We start from the raw sequence: 23,441 nt of genomic DNA on the forward strand, positions 1-23,441 counted from the left end.
TAATGTTCAGTTTGTTTCATTTTCGACACTCTTCTCATTGGGAACGGTTGGGGATGGGATTATTTTTGCTCCATTATAAAGTTTTCCCTCGGCAGAAACGATATAAGTCTCATCTGATGATAATCCGGATAATACTTCTACCTGATCACCAAAAGTTCTACCTAATCGCAACCATCGTAATATGGCGGTGTTGCTTTGGCTTACAGTATAAACCCCTGATAATTGACCGTTTGTGATGATGGCTTCGGTTGGAATTAAAACCAACTCCGTGGATGCTTGTTTTTCAATTGGAAATTGAACGCTTACAAACATTCCAGAAAGAATATTGGCTTCCGTTTTGTCTAAAGCGATCTTTACTAAATATTGGCCTCCTGTGTTTTTGGCAGAAGAACTCACTTCAATCACTTTACCTTTCAGCGTTTGGTTAATAGATTTCACCAAGACGCTCACTTCGGTATTCTTTTTTATTTGTGAAATTTCTGTTTCAGGAACACTGGCCATCACTTCAAAATCTCCAGGTGTTTCAATACTGATTAACGGAACTCCCGGATTGGCCATATCGCCTGTTTCAATGTTCTTGCTTGTCACAGTTCCGCTAAAGGGTGCGGTAATATTGGTGTAAGCAAATTGGGCATTGATTTCATTTTTCATTTGATTGGCAGATTCCAGACGTGCTTTTGCCATTTCATAATTGGCCGTCATGTCATCCATTTCTTTTTGAGAGGCACTGGCACTCGCAAACAAACTCTGAAAACGATTATAATCTTTTTTGGCATTGTTAAAAGCGACCGTGGCTTCTGTAATACCTGCGTTTACTTGTGCTTGCTTCGCTTGGATATCGGCATTATTTATAGAGACCAATAATTGGCCTTTAGTGACTTTATCGCCAACATTCACGTGGACTCTATTGACATAACCCATCATTCTGGTGCTCAAATCGGCACTGTTTGTGGCTTGAATCTTTCCACTTACTGATAAAAATGGATTACTGCCATTAGTTGCTACTTGATTAACAACTACTGGAATTGCAGGAGTGGTATCAGCAACTGCTTTTTGGTCTTTTCTACCGCAACTTGTTATAATTAGAGATGCTGTAATGACGCCTATGAGGAAAATGTGTTTTTTCATTTTTTTTTAATTTATTTTTATTCGATACCTACACGATTTTTAAAACCTTGCAGGACAAGTTGGTTGTTTATTGCTTACTGCCGACTGAGAACTGCCCACTGCCGACGATTTAAGTGTTATTTAGATTCTGTTGACTGAAAACTGCGACTGCCTACTGCCTACTGCAAACTAATCTTTGGTTAAAAATTCTAAATAAGCTTGCGCGTAATTATATTCAAAAATGGTTTGATAATATTCCAATTGCTTTTGTGCGAATTGGGTTTCGGCCATTAGTAAATCGGATGTTTTTTCTAATCCTTCCTCAAATCTGTTGGTTCTGATCCTTAAAGATTCTTCAGATTGTTCTAATGAAAGACTGGTGAGTCTTAGTTTGTTTTCGGCATCTAAATACGCTCGTCTGGCTTTGTTCAATTCTAAATTGCTTTGGGATACATATTGCGAGTATTCTAATTTTGATCTTTCAAATTCTGCCTGACTCTTTTGTGCTTTACCTATTCTTTTGGAACCTTGAAAAAGATCCCAGGACAATTGTGCTCCAAACAAATAGCCATTGGCACCACCTTGAAATATTTTATCATCGTACAGCTCATAACTACCAAAGGCGTTTAATCGTGGCAGGAATGCCATTTTATCGGCTTTGTTCATAGACTCGTAGGCATCTGTGGCCAAGAGCATGGCTTTAATATCAGAACGGTTCTCCGAAATGGTTTTGTTTTCCATAGTTGATACAGAAATTGTTAAACTATCGCTTGGAATGTAAACCACGTAAGCCTCGTCATTCATTAAAAAAGAGAGGTAATCAGAGGCGTTCTGTACATTACTTTTTGCCGTCTGTAACTGGTTGAGGACTTCGGTCACGCGAACTTCAACATTAAGGACATCGGCACGTTGTAGGTAACCTTGTTTAAAACTATTGTCCGCTAATTTTTTATTGGCATTGGCGGCATTTAGCGCTTGCTGTAAAACGTCCACACCTTTATATGCCAGTTGTAATTGCATATAAGCCTTATCGACTTCAAAAGCTAAATAGTCAGAAGTTCTCTCCGTTCTTAAAGCCATAGCATCCATTTTAGATTTGGCTGCTTTACGTTGATAGATCCCATCCAAATTGATTAGTGGTTGTTGGATTTCAAGCTTGGTAGCAAAACTCTGAACTTGCGAAGGGTCATTTAACAACGCTGGATTAAAATCGTTCTGTGTTAATATGCCCTGATTCAATTTTGAGCCAAATGCCATTAACGGATTAGTGGTTGCAATTCCGGTATGACTTGCTGTAATGTTTGGCAGATAGACGGCATTGGTTTGTCGGTAGTCTGCTCTTGCTTCAATAAATTCCTGTTCGGATATTTTTATTGAAGTATTATCTTCACTCACCTTGTTCAAAACTTCGGATTTTGTAATCGGCACAATTTCCTGTCCCTGAACCATTAAAGTGAAACCGAATAAAGCAAAAATCAATACGAATAAGTTGGTTTTCATGTGTATAATCATTTATGCCACAAACATACGTTGGATAAAGATCATGGTCAGTAACCTATGTTACCCACAAAAAAAACACCCTTTTTCAAGGGTGCTTTTCCACTTTCAACCAATAAAAACTGATAACCACATCAATTTACTTTTCTCGTGCCTCCATGTCCTCCAGCAACAATAATCATTATTTTTAAACTTAAATAAATGAATTTGAAAAACTGAATGATAGGATTCTTCATTTTAAATCTTTGATATTTTGAAATTCTTTGTGTCATTTTATTACGCTTTTAAGTTTTAAACTACCCACTACCCACTACCCACTACCCACTAATTCCTACTCCGGAATCAACCACCAAAATGGTTTCATTTTTGCTTTATAAATGAAGGCATGATGTAAGAACAATTTTAACCAATGCCCTGCTAAGCCAATTTCACCAAAGGTTTTATTAATCACTCTACCTTGAGTTCTTGGATATTTTTCATAATCAGGGACAATAGGAAATGTCGTGATGCTGACCCCACTTCCTGTAGTGAGACCAAAGCCGGCCGAAGCGATACAGGCAGCACCCATATTTCCCATGGAGCCTCTATGGTTTAAAGAATCTTTGCCATTTTTAATACTATCGATAATATTATCTGCGACCAATTTGGCAGTGATGCCTGATGGCATTCCTGTTCGAGGAGGTGCTGGAGTTATATCTGTTCCGTTTTTGCTTTTTCGAGGCTTGGAAATGCTATGCGGGGGAGCAAAAGCAATACCTGGAGCAAAAATATTTTTATAAGTAGGGTTTTGATAGGTTTCAGGCCAATCCCTAACCGACCATTCTTCATAAGGTTTTGGGGTATAATCGGCATCAACTATCATAAAACCTTTAAACAGTTTTTCTGTAATGTCATTTTCATGTTTGTCATAAGCTTTAAAACCATGGCCAGAAAACGCGGGAATGAGCATGGCAAAATCATAGGTTTCAGACTTGAATTCGCCGTCAAGGTTTTCGTAATGTGCAATACCATCTTCAATTTTATTGACAGCAGCTCCCAAAATCCATTTGATACCGCGATCTTCATAGATCATTTCAATCATTTCATGAGATTTCATGGTCATGCTTCCGTATTTTAAAAGCATTCCATCCATTCCAAAATCACCTAATTTATATTCGTTGGAAATCCAGGTGACTTCGGCCATGTCACGTACTTTATGACGACGTAATTCTTCTTCGACATTTAAAATGTACTCAAAAGCAGCACCTTGACAGGTTGATTTTGCGTGTCCTGTGCCAATGAGTATTTTAGCTTTTTTACCTTGTTTCATTTCTTGAATTATAGCATTCAATCCTTCCCAGGCATGATCTGCATGGGTGTATGTACAGACGGAATACGCTTTGTTTTGACCGGGAATTAATCCTTCAGTACCTTCAAAATTCAGTTTTGGGCCCGTGGCGTTAATCAAATAATCATAGGTGATCTTTTCTTGTTTACCTTTCTCGTCTCCAACGACATATTCGGCTAAAACATAAGGTTTTTGTTCGGCCATATCACCTTCAGGAAAGAATGAAACCGCTTTGGCTTGTTTAAAGCCGATGTTTTTTCTTTTATATAATGGTGCTAATGGAAATAATATTTTTTCAGATTTCATCCTACCAATTCCTACCCATATATTGGACGGAATCCATTGGTAATTACTGTTTGGAGAAACAACTACCACTTCGTGCTCTTTCGGCAATTTTCTGCGTAAATGAGATGCAGCTACATGCCCAGAAATACCTGCACCAAGAATAACTATTTTAGCCATGATCTTAATTTTTACTAAAGATAATCTGCTTTTTATTCTTGTAGCGTAACCTGAGTTACATAAGGCTAACTTCTTGTGTTTTAAAGTGCTAAAAAGAAAACATTTAGTATTGTATGATTGAATAAACTACTATTCAAAAGACGTCTTATCGTATTTTTAATAGGGGATAGTGGAATTTCGAATGTGAGGATCTGAAAGGAAATTTAGGTTAACTGAAATTGATCCGACACAAATTTATGACTTCATTTTTCACCTTCTGAATTTTTGAATCAGATAATCCAATACTTTTCATTTTGTCCGTAGCATTCAATAATTCTTTGACCAAAATTATATCATGGGCAATCAGTTCATGTTTCTCCCTCTTGGATAAAGTGGTTAAAGTAGTAATTGGATATAAAGCGTAGGTGTCAATATTTGCCTTTAATCCGTTGTTTGACGGGTAGTCCCAACTCAACAAAGTTAAACCAACACATTTCGCATAATTAATGGCATCTTCAGTAAATCTGGTATTGGTAACCAACCAGCCTTGCTTTAAGTGCGTTTTGTTCTTTGGATCTTTATTCCATTGTTCTTGTATGTCCAAAAATCGAGAATTAATATACAGAGGTACCCTGACATTACTTGTATTCCTTGGGTCTGTGTGAAATTTACATTCAATAGCGTATACATATTCATCTTTTTCAGCCAATACATCAATTTCATGAGTGACGCATTCACCTTTTAATATCACACCTACTTTGGTTTCAAAACCTTTTTCTTTCAGTAATGCCCCAATTAAACGCTCAAAAGGAAATCCTGTTGGCCCCAAATCGAAAATGGCCCGTTTTAAGCTGTATCGTGAGGCTGAAATTTTATTTTTCTGTTTTAATAAGCCAAAGGCTTTTTTGTAGATTGCGTTTGATGCCATCCCATCATAAATATCTCTTTGTATTTTATCTACAATGCTATCAGCTATTTCGTTGGATGCTCCTGAGGATCGAAGTGAGTTTTTTAATTTTTCAAATGAAAAGAGTTCAGTCTCTCCATTACCTTTCTTAATATAAATTTGCTTTTCCATATATTCTTATTGTATTAAAATCTCAAGAGTTAAGTCGTAATTGGAAAACCAATAATTGAAGCTTATTGATGAGTAATAACACATTAATTTTATTCCCACCAGTGGGTTTAAAAGCTCCTAAGCTTGCTTGGATCGAAAAGGCAATTTCTTATTCATACTTAGTGGGCTTGCCCGCCCGTGCCGGTCGGACAGGCTCCGAGGTTCTTGGTTATCGTGATTTTGTATCTTTCTTTTTTTGACCACTTACTATTCTTGAAATAATTCCTCGTTGCTCTGTAAACTCAGCAACCAAAACACCTGCCAAATGGATTGCTATAAATGCGACCAGATAATAAATACCAAGAACATGGATGTCTTCCATGGGCTTTTTCAATTCTTTTGGTCCCAATTCTATGATAAGTCCGGTAACTAATGAAACAACAACACAGACATAAAAAATGATATAGGTCCATTTCTGAAATTTTGCTTTCGTGGTAATATTTTTAGATAAAGGGTTTTGGATCTTCATTTGTCCGAATGCAGGAAGCATAAAACGCATACTAAATAAACCTACCAATACATAGCCGAGGTAAATGTGCCAATCCCACATGGGTTGTCTGATCTTTTTAGCTAAGGCAATGCCTTGTTCCTCTGATAAAATCTGGCCAGTATCTTTTAGGTAATCTTGTATGATGGCTGCCATATTGAATTTATTCATCCACGTTAATCGCAAGAAAATCGTAATTAATAAGAGCAGAAATGAAATGGCTATTGCCCAATGAATGATACGGTATGTTTTAGAATAGTGTATTTTTTTCATGATGCTCGTTTTTACGTTGAAGCATAGTTTAGTATTATAGTCCAGCTTTCGTTTTAGTACTTAATCCGTCATTTTTCATATAGAAAAAAGCGATGAGTGAAAAACCTAAAGTCACCAACATTCTGAAAATCATGGCTTTTATAGTTGTTGTTTCGTAGACCCCTCCATAATAAATATAAAACTGCAATGCTATAAAAGCAAGAATTAGGATAATTAAAGCTGCGATTAACACTCTAAACGTCCATTGTTTTCTTTTTAAGAAACCATAAACCGCAATTAAATATAAAATGCTGCTCATAAAGTTTGCCCACACTATAAACAAAACATAGTTTCCTTCTTTGACTCTAATGCCAAACCAGTCAAAAATTACAGAACTACTTAAAAATAAGGTAAGTAATGCAAATACTGCTAAAACAATAGCACTTACGGTAATAATGATCTTTTTATTTTTCATTTGATATCGGTTTATTCCCACCAGTGGGTTTTAATACCCCGAGGCTTGTCTCGATCGAAAAGACAATTACTTATTCATATCTTATGGGCTTGGGGCCTGAGGTTCTTGATTAGTTGGCTCTCCAAGCCACCATTTTGGTTTGACTGGTTTCCTGATTAATCCATATTTCTTGATGGTATGCGATTCAATATGTGTCATTAAATCTTCCACAGAATCCGTAACAAATAGTAGTTCCATATCTTCTGGACTGATGCTTTCGTTTTCGGCCATCAACTGAATGTGCTCACACAATTCCTTATGGTAGACGGAATCGAAAATCACTATCGGAAAATCGCTGATAACCTTGTTTTGAATCAGTGTTAAAGCCTCGAAAAGTTCATCTAAGGTGCCAATACCTCCTGGCATGACTACAAAGGCGTAAGAATATTTTATGAGGATGACCTTTCTTATAAAGAAGTAGGGAATGTCAATCCATTTATGGAGGTACGGATTGGGCTTCTGTTCGAACGGCAGAATGATATTGCAGCCCACAGAATTGCCCCCAGCCTCAAAGGCACCTTTATTGGCGGCCTCCATAATTCCCGGACCACCACCTGTCATCACTGTAAATCCTGTTTTTGCCAAAGCAGCGCCAATTTTTTCGCCATTTTTATAATGTTCTGAATCCTTTTCGAATCGAGCAGACCCGAAAACAGTGACGCAGGGGCCAATAAAATGCATTTTTCTGAAGGCTTTTAGAAAATTGATGAACACTTTAACTGCAAAGATAAATTCCTTAAAACGCGAGAGGGGACCTCTAACAAACAAAGATTCATCTTTAGATAGCATTGTTTTTTTATCCATCTCCATACATCAATTTTTAGATCGTTTTTTTATAACTCCAAACCGCTAAACCATTCATAACAATAGCATAAACGAGAGTCTTAATGAGTTGAGGAAGAATATCCTTAAACCCCGAGCCTTTCAGCATGACCATCCGCATCACTTCAACATAGTATTTTATGGGATTGAATTCTGTAATTATTTGGGCCCATTTTGGCATGCTTTCAATAGGGGTAAATAGTCCGCTCATTAGAATAAAAATGACTACAAAGAACCAGGCAATAAACATGGCTTGCTGTTGGGTGTCGGTGAAATTTGAGATAAACAAACCGATACCCAAAACAACTAAAATATAAATGGAGGTGTAGACATACATGAGTGCCAAACTGCCCAACATGGGGACGTTGAAAATCAATCTTGCCAATATTAATCCAACCGTTAACAGGCCCATACCAATAACCCAAAACGGAAAAAGTTTCCCAATAATGAATTGACTTTTCTTAATGGGAGTGACATTAATCTGCTCCAAAGTACCGATTTCTTTTTCTCGGACAATATTCATTCCTGACAGAAAAAGGGTAATCATCGTGACTAATAATACCAGAATGCCAGGCACCATAAAAGTTTTATAGTTTAAGGTTTCGTTATACCAAAACAAGGGAATCGCATCAATAATTACAGGTTGAATTTGAGCATCCGAAATTTGTGCCAAATCTGTTCTAATATTCTTGTTATAGCTTTGTATGATTTGAGTGATATAGACATTTTCAACACCCGCTGCTGCACCATCAATGGCATTAATGGTAACGCCTAAACTGCTGTGTTTTTCTTTTTGAAGATCGCGTGCAAAATGTCGTGGAATTTCTAAAACGACATCTATTTCTCCCTTTAACATAGCTGAACTTGCTTTAGCTTCTGAAGGAAAATCGGTCAAAACATCAAAATATGTTGAAGCGTTGAATTTTTCTATCAAAGCTCTCGATGTTGACGAATGATCGTTATCGATATAGCCAAATTTGATATTCTTGACCTCAAAAGTGGCGGCATTGGAAAGAATGACCAATTGGAGTAGTGGTAGAACAAAAATAATAGGCAGCATGCCTTTATTTCTAAAGATTTGCTTGAACTCTTTTTGTATGATGTAAAGTATTGTTTTCATAACATTCCCGCGAAAGCGGGAATCTCTTTTTAAGTTATTAATTCATTATAAACATGCTCGAATTTGATACTCGATAATGTTTTTTTATTTTTAAAATACCTACAAGGTTTTTAAAACCTTGCAGGATGGCTATTTCTTTAATTTTTTATCTTAAACACACCGTCTACCGTCTACCGTCTACCGTCTACCATCTACCGTCTACCATCTACCCACTCACCTCTACCCACTAATCTACTCCAACCTAATCCTATACTTCTTCACACTCAATGCAATAAAAAACACGGTCATTCCCAATAAAATCAAGGTTTCTTTCCAAATAAATTGCATTCCTACACCTTTGAGCATAATGGCTTTTAAAATAATGATAAACCATTTGGCAGGAATGATATTGCTGATGATTTGGAGCGGCATTGGCATGCTCGAAATAGGAAAAATAAATCCAGATAACAAGATCACTGGTAGCATCAATCCCATTAAAGAAATCATCATTGCGGTTTGTTGTGTTGCCGAAATAGTTGAAATTAAAATGCCCAAGGCCAAGGAGGTGATGATGAATAACACACTTTCCAAACCTAACAGAATAAGGCTTCCTTGTACTGGCATATTAAAGATGAAAATGCTCAACATCACAATAACTACTGCATTTATTATAGACAGAAATATATAAGGGATTACTTTTCCTATAATTACCTGAAACGGTTTTAATGGAGATACTAAGAGGATTTCCATAGTACCCAATTCTTTTTCTCTGGTAATTGAAATGGAAGTCATCATTGCCGAAACCAGCATCAAAATGATGGTCATCACTCCAGGAACGAACATGTACACACTTTTTAGTTCTGGATTATAAACCATACGGGTTTGGGGAATTATTTGATAGGCAATAGTAATATCCTTGTTCAGTTCCTTTTGATACTGCTGAAGGATGGCATTTAAGTAATTGGTAATCGTATTGGCAGTATTTGGATCTGTGGCATCCGTAATAATTTGAATGGTAGCTTTGTGGTCTTTGATGAGGTTTCTGCCGAAGTCTTTTTCGAAGTTTAAAACAGCTTTCACCTGTCCTTTTTGGAAAACTGAAGCAATATCGGCTTCTCGAGTGATCATTTGTTTGATACTGAAATACTTTGATGCCGCAATCTTATTAATGATTTCTTCTGTGGTATTATCTTTTGAATGGTCTAAAATAGCGATATCCACATTATTGATTTCATTGGTAATGGCAAATCCAAACAGTAGAATTTGCGCAATGGGCATTCCGAAGAGAATAAACAATGAGCGCCTATCCCTGAAAATATGGTAGAATTCCTTTTTTATAAAACCTATGAATCTTTTCATAAAAGCCCCTCTAACTCCCCAAAGGGGAGGATTTTGTGCCATTGTTATAATTTTCGCCAACATTTACTCCCTTCCCTTTGGGAAGGGCTGGGGATGGGCTTCTTGCCAACTTCAAAAACACATCATTCATACTTTCCGCCTGAAACTGCTCCTTAAGTTTTTTCGGTGTGTCCAAAGCTTCAATTTTTCCATTCACCATAATGGATACCCGATCGCAATATTCTGCTTCGTCCATATAATGTGTGGTTACAAAAACGGTGGTGCCCTGATTGGCGGCTTTATAGATCATTTCCCAAAATTGACGTCTCGTAATGGGGTCAACGCCTCCTGTGGGCTCATCTAAAAACACGATTTTTGGATCGTGAATCAACGCTACTGAAAACGATAGTTTCTGTTTCCAACCTAACGGTAGCGATCCTACTAATTGGCTGGCAACCTTTTCAAGTCCTAATTCTTTAATTAATGCTTCTGATTTTTCTTTAATTCTTTTTCGCGACAATCCATAAATACCTCCAAAAAAAGTAATGTTTTCCTTGACGGTTAAATCGTCATACAAGGCAAATTTCTGACTCATATAACCGATGTTTTTTTTAATGTCTTCGGCATGTGTATAGACATCAAATCCTGCTACAGTAGCCTTCCCAGAGGTTGGATTTGAAATTCCAATCAACATTTTCATGGCGGTCGTTTTTCCTGCACCGTTGGCACCCAAAAAGCCAAAAATCTCACCTTTTTTAACATCAAATGTGATGGCATCTACAGCTGTAAAATCGCCAAACATTTTGGTCAATCCTTCTACTTGTATGACTTTGTTCATATGCGTTTTGTTATACCTACAAGGTTTTGAAAACCTTGCAGGAAGGTTTTCCTCCTTCGGCGGACAGGTGGAAGCCTCATAGGTTATTTTGCCAACTCCATAAAGGTGTCCTCAATCGTCGCTTCAGTTTGTTCAATTTCAATATCAATTAGGTTTTTAGATTCTAAATAGTGGCGTAATTCCTTCGGATTAAAATCGGTTCTACTATCGGTATAATGGACAAACTCGCCAAAAGGATAGACGCTATGGTTAAACTCATAGTCTTTTAAACTAATGATCAATTGGTACATATTATTTGAACCAACGTTGTAAATAGGTTTCGGATAGTGTTTTACAATAGCCTCTGGAGTGTCAATCTGCAAAATTCTCCCATCTTGAATCAAAGCCACTCTATCACAAAGAGCGGCTTCATCCATATAAGGGGTGGAAACCAAAATGGTGATCCCTTTTTGCTGCAAACGTTTTAGCATTTCCCAAAATTCTTTTCGTGAAACGGGATCCACGCCTGTGGTAGGCTCGTCCAAAAACAAAACTTTGGGTTTGTGGATCAATGCACAGCTCAATGCGAGTTTCTGCTTCATTCCGCCCGATAATTTTCCGGCACGGCGATCTTTAAAAGGCTCAATTTGTACATAAATATCCTTTATCAAATCGTAGTTTTCATCGATGGTCGTTCCAAAAATGGTAGCGAAGAAGTTCAAATTCTCCTCAACCGTTAAATCTTGATAGAGCGAGAATCTACCAGGCATATACCCAACATTCTTCCGAATCTCTTTATAATCTCCAACCACATCAAAACCGGCAACAGTGGCTGTGCCTTGGTCTGGAAATAAAAGCGTCGTTAATATCCTGAACAATGTTGTTTTACCAGCACCATCTGGACCAATAAGCCCAAAGAGTTCATTTGGTTTGACGTCAAATGAAATGTCCTGTAAAGCTTTTACGTTTTTATAGGATTTTGATATGTTGGAAATTGAAATACCCATTTATTTAAAATAATCGTAATAGGCGTTGATGTTCTCATCAATAGAGCTTTTAAGTTTTGAAGCGTCTTCAACGGATTCAGTTTGTGTAAGCGCAGCAATTTTTTCGATCAATGGGTGCAACCAAACATGTAAATTGTCATGTGCTGGACCTTGCATCGTACAGTTTTTTATGACATAATTCTTATCCTCATTAAGTAAGTCAGCCAATTTATGATAGTCAGCCAAGGTACTTGTTGTTTGAGTGTTTATGGTATGTTGAAGTTTTTTAACGCCTTCATTGGTCGGGAGATCGGATTGCCATTTCTCGCCATTATCCATTTCTATCTCTTCTGTCCAAGAATTATCATACACATTTGCAGCAGCTTCAACGTGATGTTCGTTTAAGTGATCATCCCGATTTTCAACTTCGTCTGAATGCGTAATGGGTTCTTGCTCTTTGTTGTCTTTACAGCTTACTAATACTAATAGACTGATGGTAAAAATTAAATGTTTCATTGTTTTTGATTTTAGTGGTTATTATTATTTGAATTGATTATTAAAATTTATATTAATTATTTGTCTCTTTGGAATGGGTTGGGGATAGGATCCATAGTTCAGCGGGCATTCCTATTTTTAAGCTTCCGTCGTTGACGACGTCTACCTTTACAGCATATACCAAGGCCACACGTTCTTCTTTTGTTTGGATGATTTTTGGTGTGAATTCCGCTTCTGAGGCGATCCAGCTAATTTTACCTTCGTAGGATCTCATCGTATCTGCGTCATCAATTTTGACCGTCACTTCTTGTCCTATTTTAATGTTTGCCAATTGGGTTTCGCTGATGTAAACACGTAATTGCATGGTGCTTAAATCGGCAATTTTATAAAGTGGCCTTCCAAAAGAAGTGATTTCATTCGGTTCTGAATATTTCGTTAAAACAGTTCCGTTTATGGGATTGATAATTTTACTTTTTTGAATCTGATCGTCAATTTGTTTTAATTGAACATCAATGCTTTTTAGTTCGTTGACCACAGGGGCATTTTGGATTTCCACACTGCGAATTTGGTTTTTGATCACGTCAATTTGGCCCTGAACATCGTCCAATTGTTTTTGGGTTCCTGCATTATCCTTTATCAGGTTTTCTGTTCGCTCTCTATTGGAGTTGGCTGTTTTTAACTGGGCATTCAACACGTTAATTTGAGATAATACACCTTTGGATTTTGAACTGATGACTGTTTTTGAAACCTCTAATTGCTCGCGTTTTAGGGCTAAGGGAATGGTGTCGATATAACCTATGAATTTGTCTTTCATAAGCTGATCACCTTCAGAAACCTCAAACTGCATCAGTTTTCCGTTGTTTTCAGCCGATACTGTTATTTCTGTGGCTTCGAAATTGCCGTAACCGTCTGCTTTTCCGTTGGAATCGCTACAGGAAAATAGGGTAGTGGCCACTATGCTTAAACCTATTATATGATTGTAATATTTCATGTTTTATGTTTTGGTTTCCGCGGTTCTTGCTGATTTCGTAGATATTTTCTGCGTTGATCTGCGAGATCTGCGGGACAATTATTGCCCTTTAATGACGTTATAATTTGCTTTTGCCAGTTGTAATTGAATTTTATGTTTTATCAAAGTATTTTCAGCTTCGTATAAATTGGTGAGCTCGGTTATGTATGCCGATGAGGTAATGACCCCGTTTTTTAGCTGTGAATCTGCCGATTTAAGAACCTCTTTTCGAAGATCGATAATCTCCAGATCTGAGGTGATAAACGCTTCAATCTTCTCGATTTCATTCTGCTGCTGATTCAGTTCTGTATTGGTGTTTAATTTGAACGTTTCGGTCTCAGTATCGATAATGTCTTTATTGATGGACAATGATTCGCGCTGTTTTTTGTTGGAATTCCAGTCGAAGACATTCCAGTTCAGTTTAACGCCAACCGTATAAAATGCTTGAAAGGAATTGTCGAGCATATTCAATCCAGGATTTCCATAGCCACCTGTAGCGAATCCGAGCAATTTGGGTGCGTTTTGTTTAGCGATCAAAGCTTCGTTGCTTTCAATTTCATCTTTTTTAAGTTGAAACAATTCTAATTCAGGACGGTTCAATTCTGTTTCTAATACTGTTTCCACTAAAGTGTTTTGAAATAGGACTGAAGCGCTCAATGGCTGTCCGATGACGCTGGAAAGTGTTTCAATGAGTGAAACCTTATTACTTTCGACTTCAGTAAGCTGCTGATTTATTTTCAACAATTCAGCTTCCAAAACCTTATCAGATGATGGTAAAATAACACCGTATTTAATTCCTGAGGTCACTTCGCTCAATTTGGCTTGTAACTGTTCTTGTTTCGCTTTTAACAATAAATGCGTTTCCTGTGATAACAAAATGGAAAAATAGAGCTGATTGATCTTTTGCTTTAGTTGATACAAATTGACTTCAACCTGTTTTTGCTTGGTTTTGAGTTGGGATGATTTTACATCTAAAGAGGCATCCGTCGCTCCTCCATTATAAATAAGTTGGTTGACCGATAGTGTTGCACGATACTGGTCTTTATTAAGCGGTTCGATATTTGAATTTGGGATGGGAACTTCAATCACATCGGATTGATAGGTGGCTTGTGCATCAAAACTCAATTGCGGGAGTTTGGCGTTGGAAACCACTTCTTTTTCTAATTGGTTTTGTGCATCCAACAATACAGATTGCTTGGCCAACGGGTAATTGACAGTCGCAAGATCATAGCATTCCTGTAGCGTTATGCTTTGTTGTGAAACCATCACGTTTGTGAATAATCCTATTAAAATAATTAGGGATCGTTTCATTTTATGATTGCTTTATTGAATTGATAATAAAGTTGGCGACTTCTGTTTTTCTACTTTCTGTAAATGCCTTGTACGCTTTTTCGTCTTTTTTTGTAAGCACTTTAACCAATGGCTTTCCTAAAAACGGAAAGATGTTGAGGGCTAAGATATTGACGAATAATTGGTCGGCATCTATGGGTTTTAAATTTCCTTGACTAATTTCAGCATCCACTTTTGCTCTAAATTTTTCGAGATTTGGAAAGCCTGTGTTGTCTTTTAGTTTTAGAATGAAATCTTCATTTCTGTTGAGCTCATTGATGATGAAGTTTGGTAAATACGGATGCTTCATCATGAACGTTGTATAGTCATTGGTGAAATTTCTGATTTTCTCCTCAATGGAAGAATCATCATTTAAGATGCTATTTAACTGTGGTGCCAAGAGCGAAAACGCATTCTTGAAAACAGCTTCAAAGAGCAATTGCTTGCTTCGATAATAGTAGTGGAGCATCGCCTTATTAATTCCTGCTTTATCTGCTATTTCCTGCATTCTTGCACCATCCATACCTTTAGATTGAAATACATCCTTGGCGGCGTCCAATATTTGATGTTCTGTCGTTTCTTCCTTTTTCATTTTAACTAATAGGTTTAACCAAATGGTTAACAAATGTACAAAAAATAATCGAATGCTGAATAATTCGATTTATTTTCAATTTTATTTTCCCGAATCTAAGGATTTAATTTGCTCTTAATCAGTTTTATAGCAATGACGCCAATCGCTCCGCCAACGATTGAAACCAACATGTTTATTAAAAATAACATGTAATTTGTTTCGCCTGTTTCCATAATCGACATCGGATCAAAACCAAGACGCCCAAAGGTTTTTATAAAAAATATACTGCCAAAAACACCTGCCATGGTATTGCCAATAAATCCCAATGAATATTTTTTGTTAATAACAGCAAATGCATGGGCGGCAAAAATGCCCATAAAAATACTGATGAGTGCAATGAGTGTATCTGTCATAACAAAGGATTACATAGCAAATTAATGGTCGCCATAGCCGACATCATCCATCTTACCACGGAAAACACGATATTGCACAAACATATAGACTGCAACCAAAAGTGCGGCAATAACAAACCAATATACTCCAACGGACAAACCATAGTCGTGGGCTGCAACATTATATAAGGTTAAAGACGGATTGACATCGTTAGTAGAAGGCAATACTTTGGGGAATATCGAGGCTACAGTAGAAGCTAATCCCCCCAGCAGAAACAAGGTTGAGAATAAGAAGCCTAAACCGTCTTTTTTGAATGATTTTACTTTAAACAAACCAAAGAGTCCCGTAAACGTAATCAGCGGAAAGATAATTAACCAAGGATGTTCCATAAAGTTGCGAAATGGATTTGGATCAATGATATGCCAGGTTGACAAAGATATGATCACCAATGCCAACAGCACAAAATTCAAATTGAAAATCACCTTTTTTAGTTTTGGGTTAAGGTCAGAGTTGGTCTTGAAAATAATCCAATTGGCACCATGAATTGCCAAGGACACCACGCCAACCAAGCCCAGCATTAAGGTAAACCAATCGATTACTCCCAGGTGTTCGGCATGCGGACTAAAACTCGAATTCCATAAGGGCAAAAAGAAAAAGTGAGGTTCATGTGCAGAAACACCATCGGTAACCATGCCCAAATTCACGCCTCTTACGATATTACCCAATGCGATTCCGAAGAATAGGGCCAACAATAAACTTGCAATTCCAAAGGCTTTATCCCAAATGGCCTCCCACATTCTGTTCTTGATTTGTCCTCGTAATTCAAGACCAATCGCCCTAAAAATAAGTAACCATAAAATCATCATCAACGGCAAGTAAAACCCACTGAATGATGAGGCATACAACGTAGGAAACGCAAAAAACAAAACACCGCCAACAGCTATGAGCCAGACTTCATTGGCATCCCAAAAAGGGCCGATGGCGTTTGTCACCGCTTTTTTGTCTTTTTCTGTTTTGGCAAAAAATAAATGAATGATTCCTGCACCAAAATCATAACCATCCAAAATGACATAGATGGTTAACATGGTCATTAATATGATATACCAGAGTAGTTCCATAGTTAGATGTGTTTTGTAGTTTCAGGGCCTTTATGAATAATTTTCACGGCCAGCATGATGAACAATAGTCCCAATAATGCGTAAAGTCCAATAAAGCCAAGCAAGGTGAACAAGGTGTTTCCGGAAGAAACGGTTGGGGAAATTCCATCTGCTGTCCGTAAGAGATTATACACCAGCCAAGGCTGCCTTCCCAGTTCGGCGGTGTACCATCCCGCAGTGTTGGCGATATACGGAAACGGCAGCATAAACATCAACGTCCACAATACCCATTTAGTAGTGTAGAGTTTCTTTCGATACAGTTGAATGCCTGCAATAAGCAATAAGCCAATAAAAATAGTGCCCAAGCCCACCATAATATGATAGGAATAATACAATCCAGGAATATTTGTTGGATAGACACTTTCATCAAATTCATTGAGGCCTTTAATCTCTGCATCCCATCTTTGATAGGTTAAAAAGCTCAATACATTTGGCACCGCAATTTTATTATCGAGTTTTTTGTTTTCGACGTCGGGTTGCCCAATTAAGATAATTTCAGCGCCACCATCTTCGGTTTCGAAAATGCCTTCCATGGCAGCAAAGGTTACAGGTTGGTGTTTGGCCACATTTTTGGCCGCCCAATCTCCTGTTGGAAAAGCCACCAAAATACTGGAGATCAATCCGAAAATAACACCTGTTTTTACAAAAAGTTTCCCGAATTCGCTGTGTTTATTATTTAATAAATAAAAAGCGCCAATAGATGCCACCACAAAGGAAGAGGTAATGACGGAGCCCATTTGATTATGTAAAAATGCAGGCATCAACCACGGATTGGAGAACAACGCTCCAAAATTGGTGAGTACAAATTTTCCATTTTCCAGAATTTCATAACCAACCGGGTACTGCATCCATGAATGCGTGGCAATAATCAAATAGCCACTTGCCCAAGATCCTAAAAACACCAGGAAACCCGTTAAAAAATGGAGCTTCTGACCCATTAATTTTTCTCCAAACAGGAATAGGCCCAGAAACGACGATTCTAAGAAAAACGAAAACATCCCTTCCATGGCAAGGGTTTGACCAATAATGCCTCCAGTAAGTTCTGAAAACTTGGCCCAATTGGTGCCAAACTGGAATTCCATCGGGATCCCCGTGACAACACCCATTGCAAAATTTAGCGCAAAAATTTTCATCCAAAATTTGGCGGCGTCGTTGTACTTATCAATCTTGGTTCTTAAAAATCGCCATTTAAAATAAACGATCATTAAGGATAATCCCATGGTCAATTGTGGAAATAGGTAATGGAAAGTGATCGTGAAAGCAAACTGCATCCGATCATAAAAGAGCATGTCCTCCATATTGAAAAAGCTTTTGAGCGATAAATTTATTATATAAATATATGAGAACCCTATTTCTAAATGTGTAACACAAGTAACAGAGCGCTATTTTATTTTTTGAGACCGTAATTTAACTTCTCCTAAATTCCTTGAAATTCAGTTTTTTATCAAATTTTAACACGTAGGCGCAATAAAGGTAATATATTGATGCTGTTCTTTTCCAATGTTTGTTGTATAATTGTAACATGCATGACTGTTTTAACTCTCAAATTAACACAGTTTAATTTTTTCTATTATTCGTCAACTATGGATGTCATTATCAATCAACTTATAGAAGAGTTCCAGCTGCCACTTCATAATCCTGTGTTGATTTTTTCTTTGATTCTCTTTATTATTCTCTTGGCACCTGTAGTGCTGCACAGAATTCGGATTCCTGGAATTATCGGATTGATCGTATCAGGAATTATTATTGGACCTGCTGGACTGAATATTTTGGAAAAAAGTCTTTTTGTGGATGTTTTCTCCACTATCGGACTTTTATATATCATGTTTATTGCAGGATTGGAGCTCGATTTAAACCAGTTTAAAGCAACAAGAAATAAAAGTTTGTTGTTCGGCTTTTTAACCTTCACGATTCCTATTGCTATCGGATTTCCAGTCTGTCATTATATATTGGGCTTTGATTTTAACGCCAGCCTGCTTACATCAAGCATGTTTGCTACCCATACTTTGGTAACCTACCCAATAGTCAGTAAGCTTGGTGTTTCAAAAAACATAGCTGTTGCAATAACGGTTGGTGGTACAATTCTAACCGATACTGCCGTTCTTATTATGTTGGCCGTCATTTTAGGCTCTCATGGTGGAGGACTTACACAGGAGTTTTGGATCCGATTGGGCATATCATTGGTATTGTTTTCAGCGTTTATGTTTTTGGTAATCCCAAGAATTGCAAAATGGTTTTTTAGAAAACTGGAGAGCGAAAAACATTCGCATTATATTTTCGTACTGTCTGTGGTGTTCTTCTCTGCTTTTTTGGCCGAGATAGCCGGATTGGAATCTATTATTGGAGCGTTCGTGGCTGGGTTGGCACTCAATAAGCTCATTCCGCACTCTTCTGCGTTGATGAACCGAATTGAATTTATAGGTAATTCCCTATTTATCCCATTTTTTCTTATTAGTGTAGGGATGATCGTGGACATCAGTGTCATCATGAGCGGACCTATGGCACTGATTATAGCTGGAACTCTAACGGTTGTGGCAATTTCGGGAAAATGGGTAGCCGCTTTTTTAACTCAGATAATTTTTAAATTCTCAAAAGGTCAACGTAACTTAATTTTCGGATTGAGTAGTGCGCATGCTGCAGCCACTTTGGCGGTGATTTTAGTAGGATATAAAGCGGGAATTTTGAATGATAATATCCTTAACGGCACGGTCGTCTTGATCCTTGTTACCTGTATTATTGCATCTTTTGTTACTGAAAGTGCTGCCAAAACGATCATCCGTAATTCTGACGAGGAAGAGGATATCCCACTGACCAGTCCATCGTTTCAAGAGACGATTTTAATACCCATCGCCAATTTAGTAAATATTGAAAAAGTTTTAGATTTTGCAGTATTAATAAAGGATAAAAAATCGATCAATCCATTATCTATTTTAACGGTTGTGCCCAATACTGCCGAAGCAGAGAAAACCATTCTTAAGGCGAAACAAGGTTTGGAGAACTACTTGAAAGAAACCACCGCATCCGATACTAACGCCACGGTTATGGCTACCATCGACCATAATGCAGCAAGTGGGATATCGCGAACCGCGAAGGAAATCATGGCCGATATCATTTTATTGGGATGGCCTCAAAAGACCGGGTTTTTAGATAAATTGATAGGGGACAAGATGGAAAGTATTTTACAAAATACAGAAAAAACGCTTTTCATTTGTGATTTTGAAATTCCTTTGGTGAGCCATAAACGGTTGTTTGTGATTGTTCCACCAAACGCTGAATATGAGGAAGGATTTGCGCATTGGGTCAATAAAATCGCAAAATTGTCAGTGGAACTGTCCATTCCAATCCATTTGAATTGCAACGAGGCAACACATCAATCCATACTGAAATTTGCAAAAGACAATAAGATGACCTTGAGCATGGAGTACAAACTGTTCAAGGATTGGGACGATTTCCTAATTATTTCCAGAGAGATTGATGAGACCGATTTGATTGTTTTGGTATCTGCTCGAAAAGGTTATATCTCTTATTTTGGACACTTGGATCGGATTCCGTTAAAGTTGGAGAAACATTTCCCTGCGATAAGTAAAATGGTGATCTATCCTCAGTAGCAATACCCGAGGTAGTTTAATAAGACTTTAACACAGCAAAGTAACAAAGGTTACATAAGGATCATATCATTTACTTTATGTTTGTGCTTATCTTGAAAACCAAATCTTACATAGCGGTAGTATTGATAGTTATCTTTCTGGCAAAGTTTGCTGCGATAGATGCCAATGGATTGAATATTATATTCAGTGGAAGCACGACTACTTTTGTAAATCCATATTGTAAGAAAAACTCTAGCAGCGAAAAATCAGATACGTCGGATAGTTTTTCGCAACAAAATCATTTTGAAACACAGGTAATTACTTTAAGTGGAAATTGTACCTCTCCGTTTCAATTTGAAATATTCTCTTGGGAAGCGGACTTCTCTGATCCCATCGTTGTTTTGAACGAATACTTTACTTCAAAATTAAGCTATCGGTATTTAGATAGCATATCTCCGCCTCCTCGCGTGGCATAAATTCTTTTTTTTGACATTTTAAGGTCGGTGTTTTCATTGCAATCTTTCTCTTAAGACATGCAGATGGATTATCTGTTACGCAATGGCGCCGCACAAAATCAAACAATCCTTATTCACATTTTTTATAATGACGAGCAAAATTTTAATCAGTCGCCGTTCCATACAGCTATTGCGCATTTTGGTAAGCGGTATATTTTTAGTAGCCGGTCTTAATCACTTGCTCAATATAGAGAAAACTGCCCAGCGCATCGAACAGGCGAGCTTTAAAGGAATAGCACTTCTGTTTGGCAACCCTGAGTGGCTCATCATCCTATCAGGTATAGTCATGCTGGGAGCTGGATTTTTATTTCTAATTGGTTATAAGACCAAATGGGCAGCTATTATTTTGGTGGCAGTCCTAATTCCGATTACACTAACGGTCCAAGTAGGACAGATTACAACACTTGGCCCTCTATTTAAAAACATTGCAATTTTAGGTGGACTTCTTTTTTTTATACTGAACGACACCAATCAATCTTTAAAATAAATCACTATGAAAACATACATTTTTAGTTCTATAATTTTAATGCTCACCCTGTTTAGCAATGCTGATTTGCAAGCGCAAGACATGGATAGAAGCAAAAACAACTATGTAGTCCTCACTACAAAAGTGCCGCAATTACAGCCCATCATCCTAACCGCACAAGCCTTAAAAGCAGAGGAGGGAGACGCATTTGGAGACTTTCAGGTCATCATCTGTGGGAAGGACATTGGACAAGTTACCGATCCTGAAAAAATAAATGAATTTATTCTTAAGGCCGAAAAGGCTGGAGTCCAGATTATAGCCTGTGGCTTTTCGCTCAACAAATTTAAAGTCGATAAAACAAAAGTTCCAGCGAGTATGGACATTGTGGAAAACGGCATCTTGTACAATTTTCAACTTCAAAAAAAAGGATATAAAAGCTTAAGCCTATAATTATGAGAAATTTTAAAACAACTTTTTTGACAACTTTTAGCTTTTTGGGACTACTGATATTGTCAGTTTCCTGTAAATCTGAAAAAACGAATGTAGTGGTAGAAAACAAAGACACCGCTAAAGATACCATGAGTATTACCATCCTTCAAACGGCCGACATTCATGGCCAATTGGATGCACATCCCGAATTGTTTTGGGAGAATGGCGAAATCGTCTTTAAAGAACGTGGTGGGATGGCCCATATCAAAACTATTTTTAATCAGGAACGTGAAAAAAACCCAAATCGCACACTTATAGTTGACGGAGGCGATCTGATCCAAGGTAGCGGATACGCGGCTTTATCTGAGGGTAGAGTAATGTCCAATGTCGTGAAAAACATGGGTTATGATGTGATTATTCCAGGGAACTGGGAAGTCGTTTACGGAAAGGACATCATGATGGAAGTGATGCAGGATTTTGATACGGAGATTATTGTTCAGAATATGTACCATGAAGATGGAAAGGAACCTCTATTCCCGGCCTATACCATAAAAGAAATTGAGGGCGTGCGTTTAGCGTTTATTGGTATCAATGATCCTGATGTTCCAGTGAGGCAAAACCCCATTTTCAGCAAAGGGATTGCGTTTAGTGGATTGGATAATAGTGTGAAGCAATTAGTGGACGATATTAAGTTTAAGGAAAAAGCAGACGTTATTTTCTTGGTCACTCATATTGGTATTTTTAAACAAGTCGAATTGTCTAACAGTCCAATTGCAGAACACGCCGATTATATTTTGGGGAATGACACCCACGAACGTGTTAGAGAAATGATTCAAGGTAAATACGCCAAGGTTACTGAACCAGGTGCTTTTGGTTCCTTTGTTGGAAAATTGACCCTTCATTTTGTGGATGGTAAATTGGTGGGTGATGATTACGAACTTATTGATGTAGATCCTGAAGTTTATCCTGCCGATAAAACAATTCAAGCGCTTGTTGACAAGGAGAAAGTTCCGTATAAAGACCATCTCGAAACTATAATTGGATATACAGAAGCGCCTATTTATCGTTATTTAACGGTAGAAAATCCTATGGACAACTTGATCACTGATGCTGCGCGTTGGAAAACAGGCGCAGATATCTCTATCTCAAATGGATTCCGATTTGGTAATCCTATTGTTCCAGAAAACGGAGAACCTGCACCTATTACGCGTGCAAACTTATGGAACTTAATTCCTGTAAACGAAAATGTCAAGACAGGAAAGGCTACGGGTAAACAGATAAAAAACTGGTTGGAAAAAGAAATGCACAATGCGTTTTCACAAGATCCAACCGAACGTTTTGGTGGATGGCTAGTTCGGTTCTCTGGGATGGAGGTGGATTTTAAAAGTCAAAACCCAAGAGACGAACGGATTACCAGCATTACCGTAAAAGGCGAAGAAATGCAAGATGATAAATATTATACCATTTCTGCATGTGTGCGTCCAGGCGATCCTATTGATAACTTGTGTAGAATGTCGGACGTTGAAGACGTAAAAGAAATGGATTACACCATTCACGATGCTGTTGAAGAATACCTTAAAAAGCATTCGCCGGTATCACCCAAATTAGAAGGTCGTGCGTATTGCGATTATTTGGGCACCTATTCTTTTTCTACAGTACCTGGAACTAGCTATGAATTTCAATAAA

The 23,441-nt window shown here is 37.6% G+C and carries 23 protein-coding genes; 5 read left to right on the forward strand and 18 right to left on the reverse strand.

Going from position 1 to position 23,441, the window contains the following annotated elements; all coding sequences use genetic code 11:
• Positions 1-6: 6 nt before the first annotated feature.
• From J4051_RS10100 to J4051_RS10185, 18 genes are all read right to left on the reverse strand, one after another.
• Positions 7-1,128 carry an efflux RND transporter periplasmic adaptor subunit gene (locus J4051_RS10100; protein ID WP_208233744.1) on the reverse strand — a complete coding sequence of 374 codons (1,122 nt, stop codon included), beginning with the start codon at positions 1,126-1,128 and terminating at the stop codon, positions 7-9.
• Positions 1,129-1,296: 168 nt separating this feature from the next.
• Positions 1,297-2,607, reverse strand: coding sequence for a TolC family protein (locus J4051_RS10105; protein ID WP_208233745.1), 1,311 nt, complete (start codon positions 2,605-2,607; stop codon positions 1,297-1,299).
• A gap of 328 nt (positions 2,608-2,935) precedes the next feature.
• Positions 2,936-4,393: an NAD(P)/FAD-dependent oxidoreductase gene (locus tag J4051_RS10110; protein ID WP_208233746.1), complete on the reverse strand. Its 1,458-nt coding sequence runs from the start codon at positions 4,391-4,393 to the stop codon at positions 2,936-2,938.
• A gap of 208 nt (positions 4,394-4,601) precedes the next feature.
• The gene (locus J4051_RS10115; RefSeq protein ID WP_208233747.1) at positions 4,602-5,450 is read right to left on the reverse strand and encodes a PDDEXK family nuclease; all 849 of its coding nucleotides are present in this window, start codon (positions 5,448-5,450) and stop codon (positions 4,602-4,604) included.
• Between the two features lie 208 nt (positions 5,451-5,658).
• Positions 5,659-6,249 carry a cytochrome b/b6 domain-containing protein gene (locus J4051_RS10120; RefSeq protein WP_208233748.1) on the reverse strand — a complete coding sequence of 197 codons (591 nt, stop codon included), beginning with the start codon at positions 6,247-6,249 and terminating at the stop codon, positions 5,659-5,661.
• A 34-nt stretch (positions 6,250-6,283) separates the two neighbouring features.
• Positions 6,284-6,703 carry a hypothetical protein gene (locus J4051_RS10125; RefSeq protein ID WP_208233749.1) on the reverse strand — a complete coding sequence of 140 codons (420 nt, stop codon included), beginning with the start codon at positions 6,701-6,703 and terminating at the stop codon, positions 6,284-6,286.
• A gap of 81 nt (positions 6,704-6,784) precedes the next feature.
• A complete protein-coding gene (locus tag J4051_RS10130) occupies positions 6,785-7,546 on the reverse strand; it encodes an LOG family protein (protein ID WP_208233750.1) in 762 nt (253 codons plus the stop codon).
• Positions 7,547-7,562: 16 nt separating this feature from the next.
• The gene (locus tag J4051_RS10135) at positions 7,563-8,684 is read right to left on the reverse strand and encodes an ABC transporter permease (protein WP_208233751.1); all 1,122 of its coding nucleotides are present in this window, start codon (positions 8,682-8,684) and stop codon (positions 7,563-7,565) included.
• A gap of 231 nt (positions 8,685-8,915) precedes the next feature.
• Positions 8,916-10,022 carry an ABC transporter permease gene (locus J4051_RS10140; RefSeq protein WP_208233752.1) on the reverse strand — a complete coding sequence of 369 codons (1,107 nt, stop codon included), beginning with the start codon at positions 10,020-10,022 and terminating at the stop codon, positions 8,916-8,918.
• Positions 10,023-10,032: 10 nt separating this feature from the next.
• The gene (locus tag J4051_RS10145) at positions 10,033-10,839 is read right to left on the reverse strand and encodes an ABC transporter ATP-binding protein (protein WP_208233753.1); all 807 of its coding nucleotides are present in this window, start codon (positions 10,837-10,839) and stop codon (positions 10,033-10,035) included.
• Between the two features lie 83 nt (positions 10,840-10,922).
• Positions 10,923-11,825 carry an ABC transporter ATP-binding protein gene (locus tag J4051_RS10150; RefSeq protein WP_208233754.1) on the reverse strand — a complete coding sequence of 301 codons (903 nt, stop codon included), beginning with the start codon at positions 11,823-11,825 and terminating at the stop codon, positions 10,923-10,925.
• Complete coding sequence (locus J4051_RS10155; RefSeq protein ID WP_208233755.1) at positions 11,826-12,320, reverse strand: hypothetical protein; 495 nt, start codon at positions 12,318-12,320, stop codon at positions 11,826-11,828.
• A 52-nt stretch (positions 12,321-12,372) separates the two neighbouring features.
• Positions 12,373-13,290 carry an HlyD family secretion protein gene (locus J4051_RS10160; RefSeq protein WP_208233756.1) on the reverse strand — a complete coding sequence of 306 codons (918 nt, stop codon included), beginning with the start codon at positions 13,288-13,290 and terminating at the stop codon, positions 12,373-12,375.
• A 78-nt stretch (positions 13,291-13,368) separates the two neighbouring features.
• Positions 13,369-14,619 carry a TolC family protein gene (locus tag J4051_RS10165; protein ID WP_208233757.1) on the reverse strand — a complete coding sequence of 417 codons (1,251 nt, stop codon included), beginning with the start codon at positions 14,617-14,619 and terminating at the stop codon, positions 13,369-13,371.
• A gap of 1 nt (position 14,620) precedes the next feature.
• A complete protein-coding gene (locus J4051_RS10170; RefSeq protein ID WP_208233758.1) occupies positions 14,621-15,229 on the reverse strand; it encodes a TetR/AcrR family transcriptional regulator in 609 nt (202 codons plus the stop codon).
• Between the two features lie 95 nt (positions 15,230-15,324).
• A complete protein-coding gene (locus J4051_RS10175) occupies positions 15,325-15,621 on the reverse strand; it encodes a hypothetical protein (protein WP_208233759.1) in 297 nt (98 codons plus the stop codon).
• A 21-nt stretch (positions 15,622-15,642) separates the two neighbouring features.
• Positions 15,643-16,719, reverse strand: coding sequence for a cytochrome d ubiquinol oxidase subunit II (gene cydB, locus J4051_RS10180; RefSeq protein WP_208233760.1), 1,077 nt, complete (start codon positions 16,717-16,719; stop codon positions 15,643-15,645).
• Positions 16,720-16,721: 2 nt separating this feature from the next.
• Positions 16,722-18,056, reverse strand: a complete 1,335-nt coding sequence (locus tag J4051_RS10185; RefSeq protein WP_208233761.1) for a cytochrome ubiquinol oxidase subunit I — start codon at positions 18,054-18,056, stop codon at positions 16,722-16,724.
• A 285-nt stretch (positions 18,057-18,341) separates the two neighbouring features.
• On the opposite strand from J4051_RS10185, the gene J4051_RS10190 reads away from it, so the two are divergent.
• From J4051_RS10190 to J4051_RS10210, 5 genes are all read left to right on the forward strand, one after another.
• Positions 18,342-20,366, forward strand: a complete 2,025-nt coding sequence (locus J4051_RS10190) for a cation:proton antiporter (RefSeq protein WP_208233793.1) — start codon at positions 18,342-18,344, stop codon at positions 20,364-20,366.
• 77 nt (positions 20,367-20,443) lie between these two features.
• On the forward strand, positions 20,444-20,821 hold the full coding sequence (locus tag J4051_RS10195) for a hypothetical protein (RefSeq protein WP_236027339.1): 378 nt from the start codon (positions 20,444-20,446) through the stop codon (positions 20,819-20,821).
• A 127-nt stretch (positions 20,822-20,948) separates the two neighbouring features.
• Positions 20,949-21,347 (forward strand): DoxX family protein, encoded by a 399-nt coding sequence (locus J4051_RS10200; protein WP_208233795.1) that lies wholly within the window; start codon positions 20,949-20,951, stop codon positions 21,345-21,347.
• A gap of 6 nt (positions 21,348-21,353) precedes the next feature.
• Entirely contained in the window at positions 21,354-21,776 is a 423-nt protein-coding gene (locus J4051_RS10205) for a sulfur reduction protein DsrE (RefSeq protein WP_208233762.1), read from the forward strand.
• A gap of 2 nt (positions 21,777-21,778) precedes the next feature.
• Positions 21,779-23,440 (forward strand): bifunctional metallophosphatase/5'-nucleotidase, encoded by a 1,662-nt coding sequence (locus J4051_RS10210; RefSeq protein WP_208233763.1) that lies wholly within the window; start codon positions 21,779-21,781, stop codon positions 23,438-23,440.
• Position 23,441 lies beyond the last annotated feature (1 nt).

The organism is Gelidibacter pelagius (assembly GCF_017581925.1).
Classification (GTDB): Bacteria; Bacteroidota; Bacteroidia; order Flavobacteriales; family Flavobacteriaceae; genus Gelidibacter; species Gelidibacter pelagius.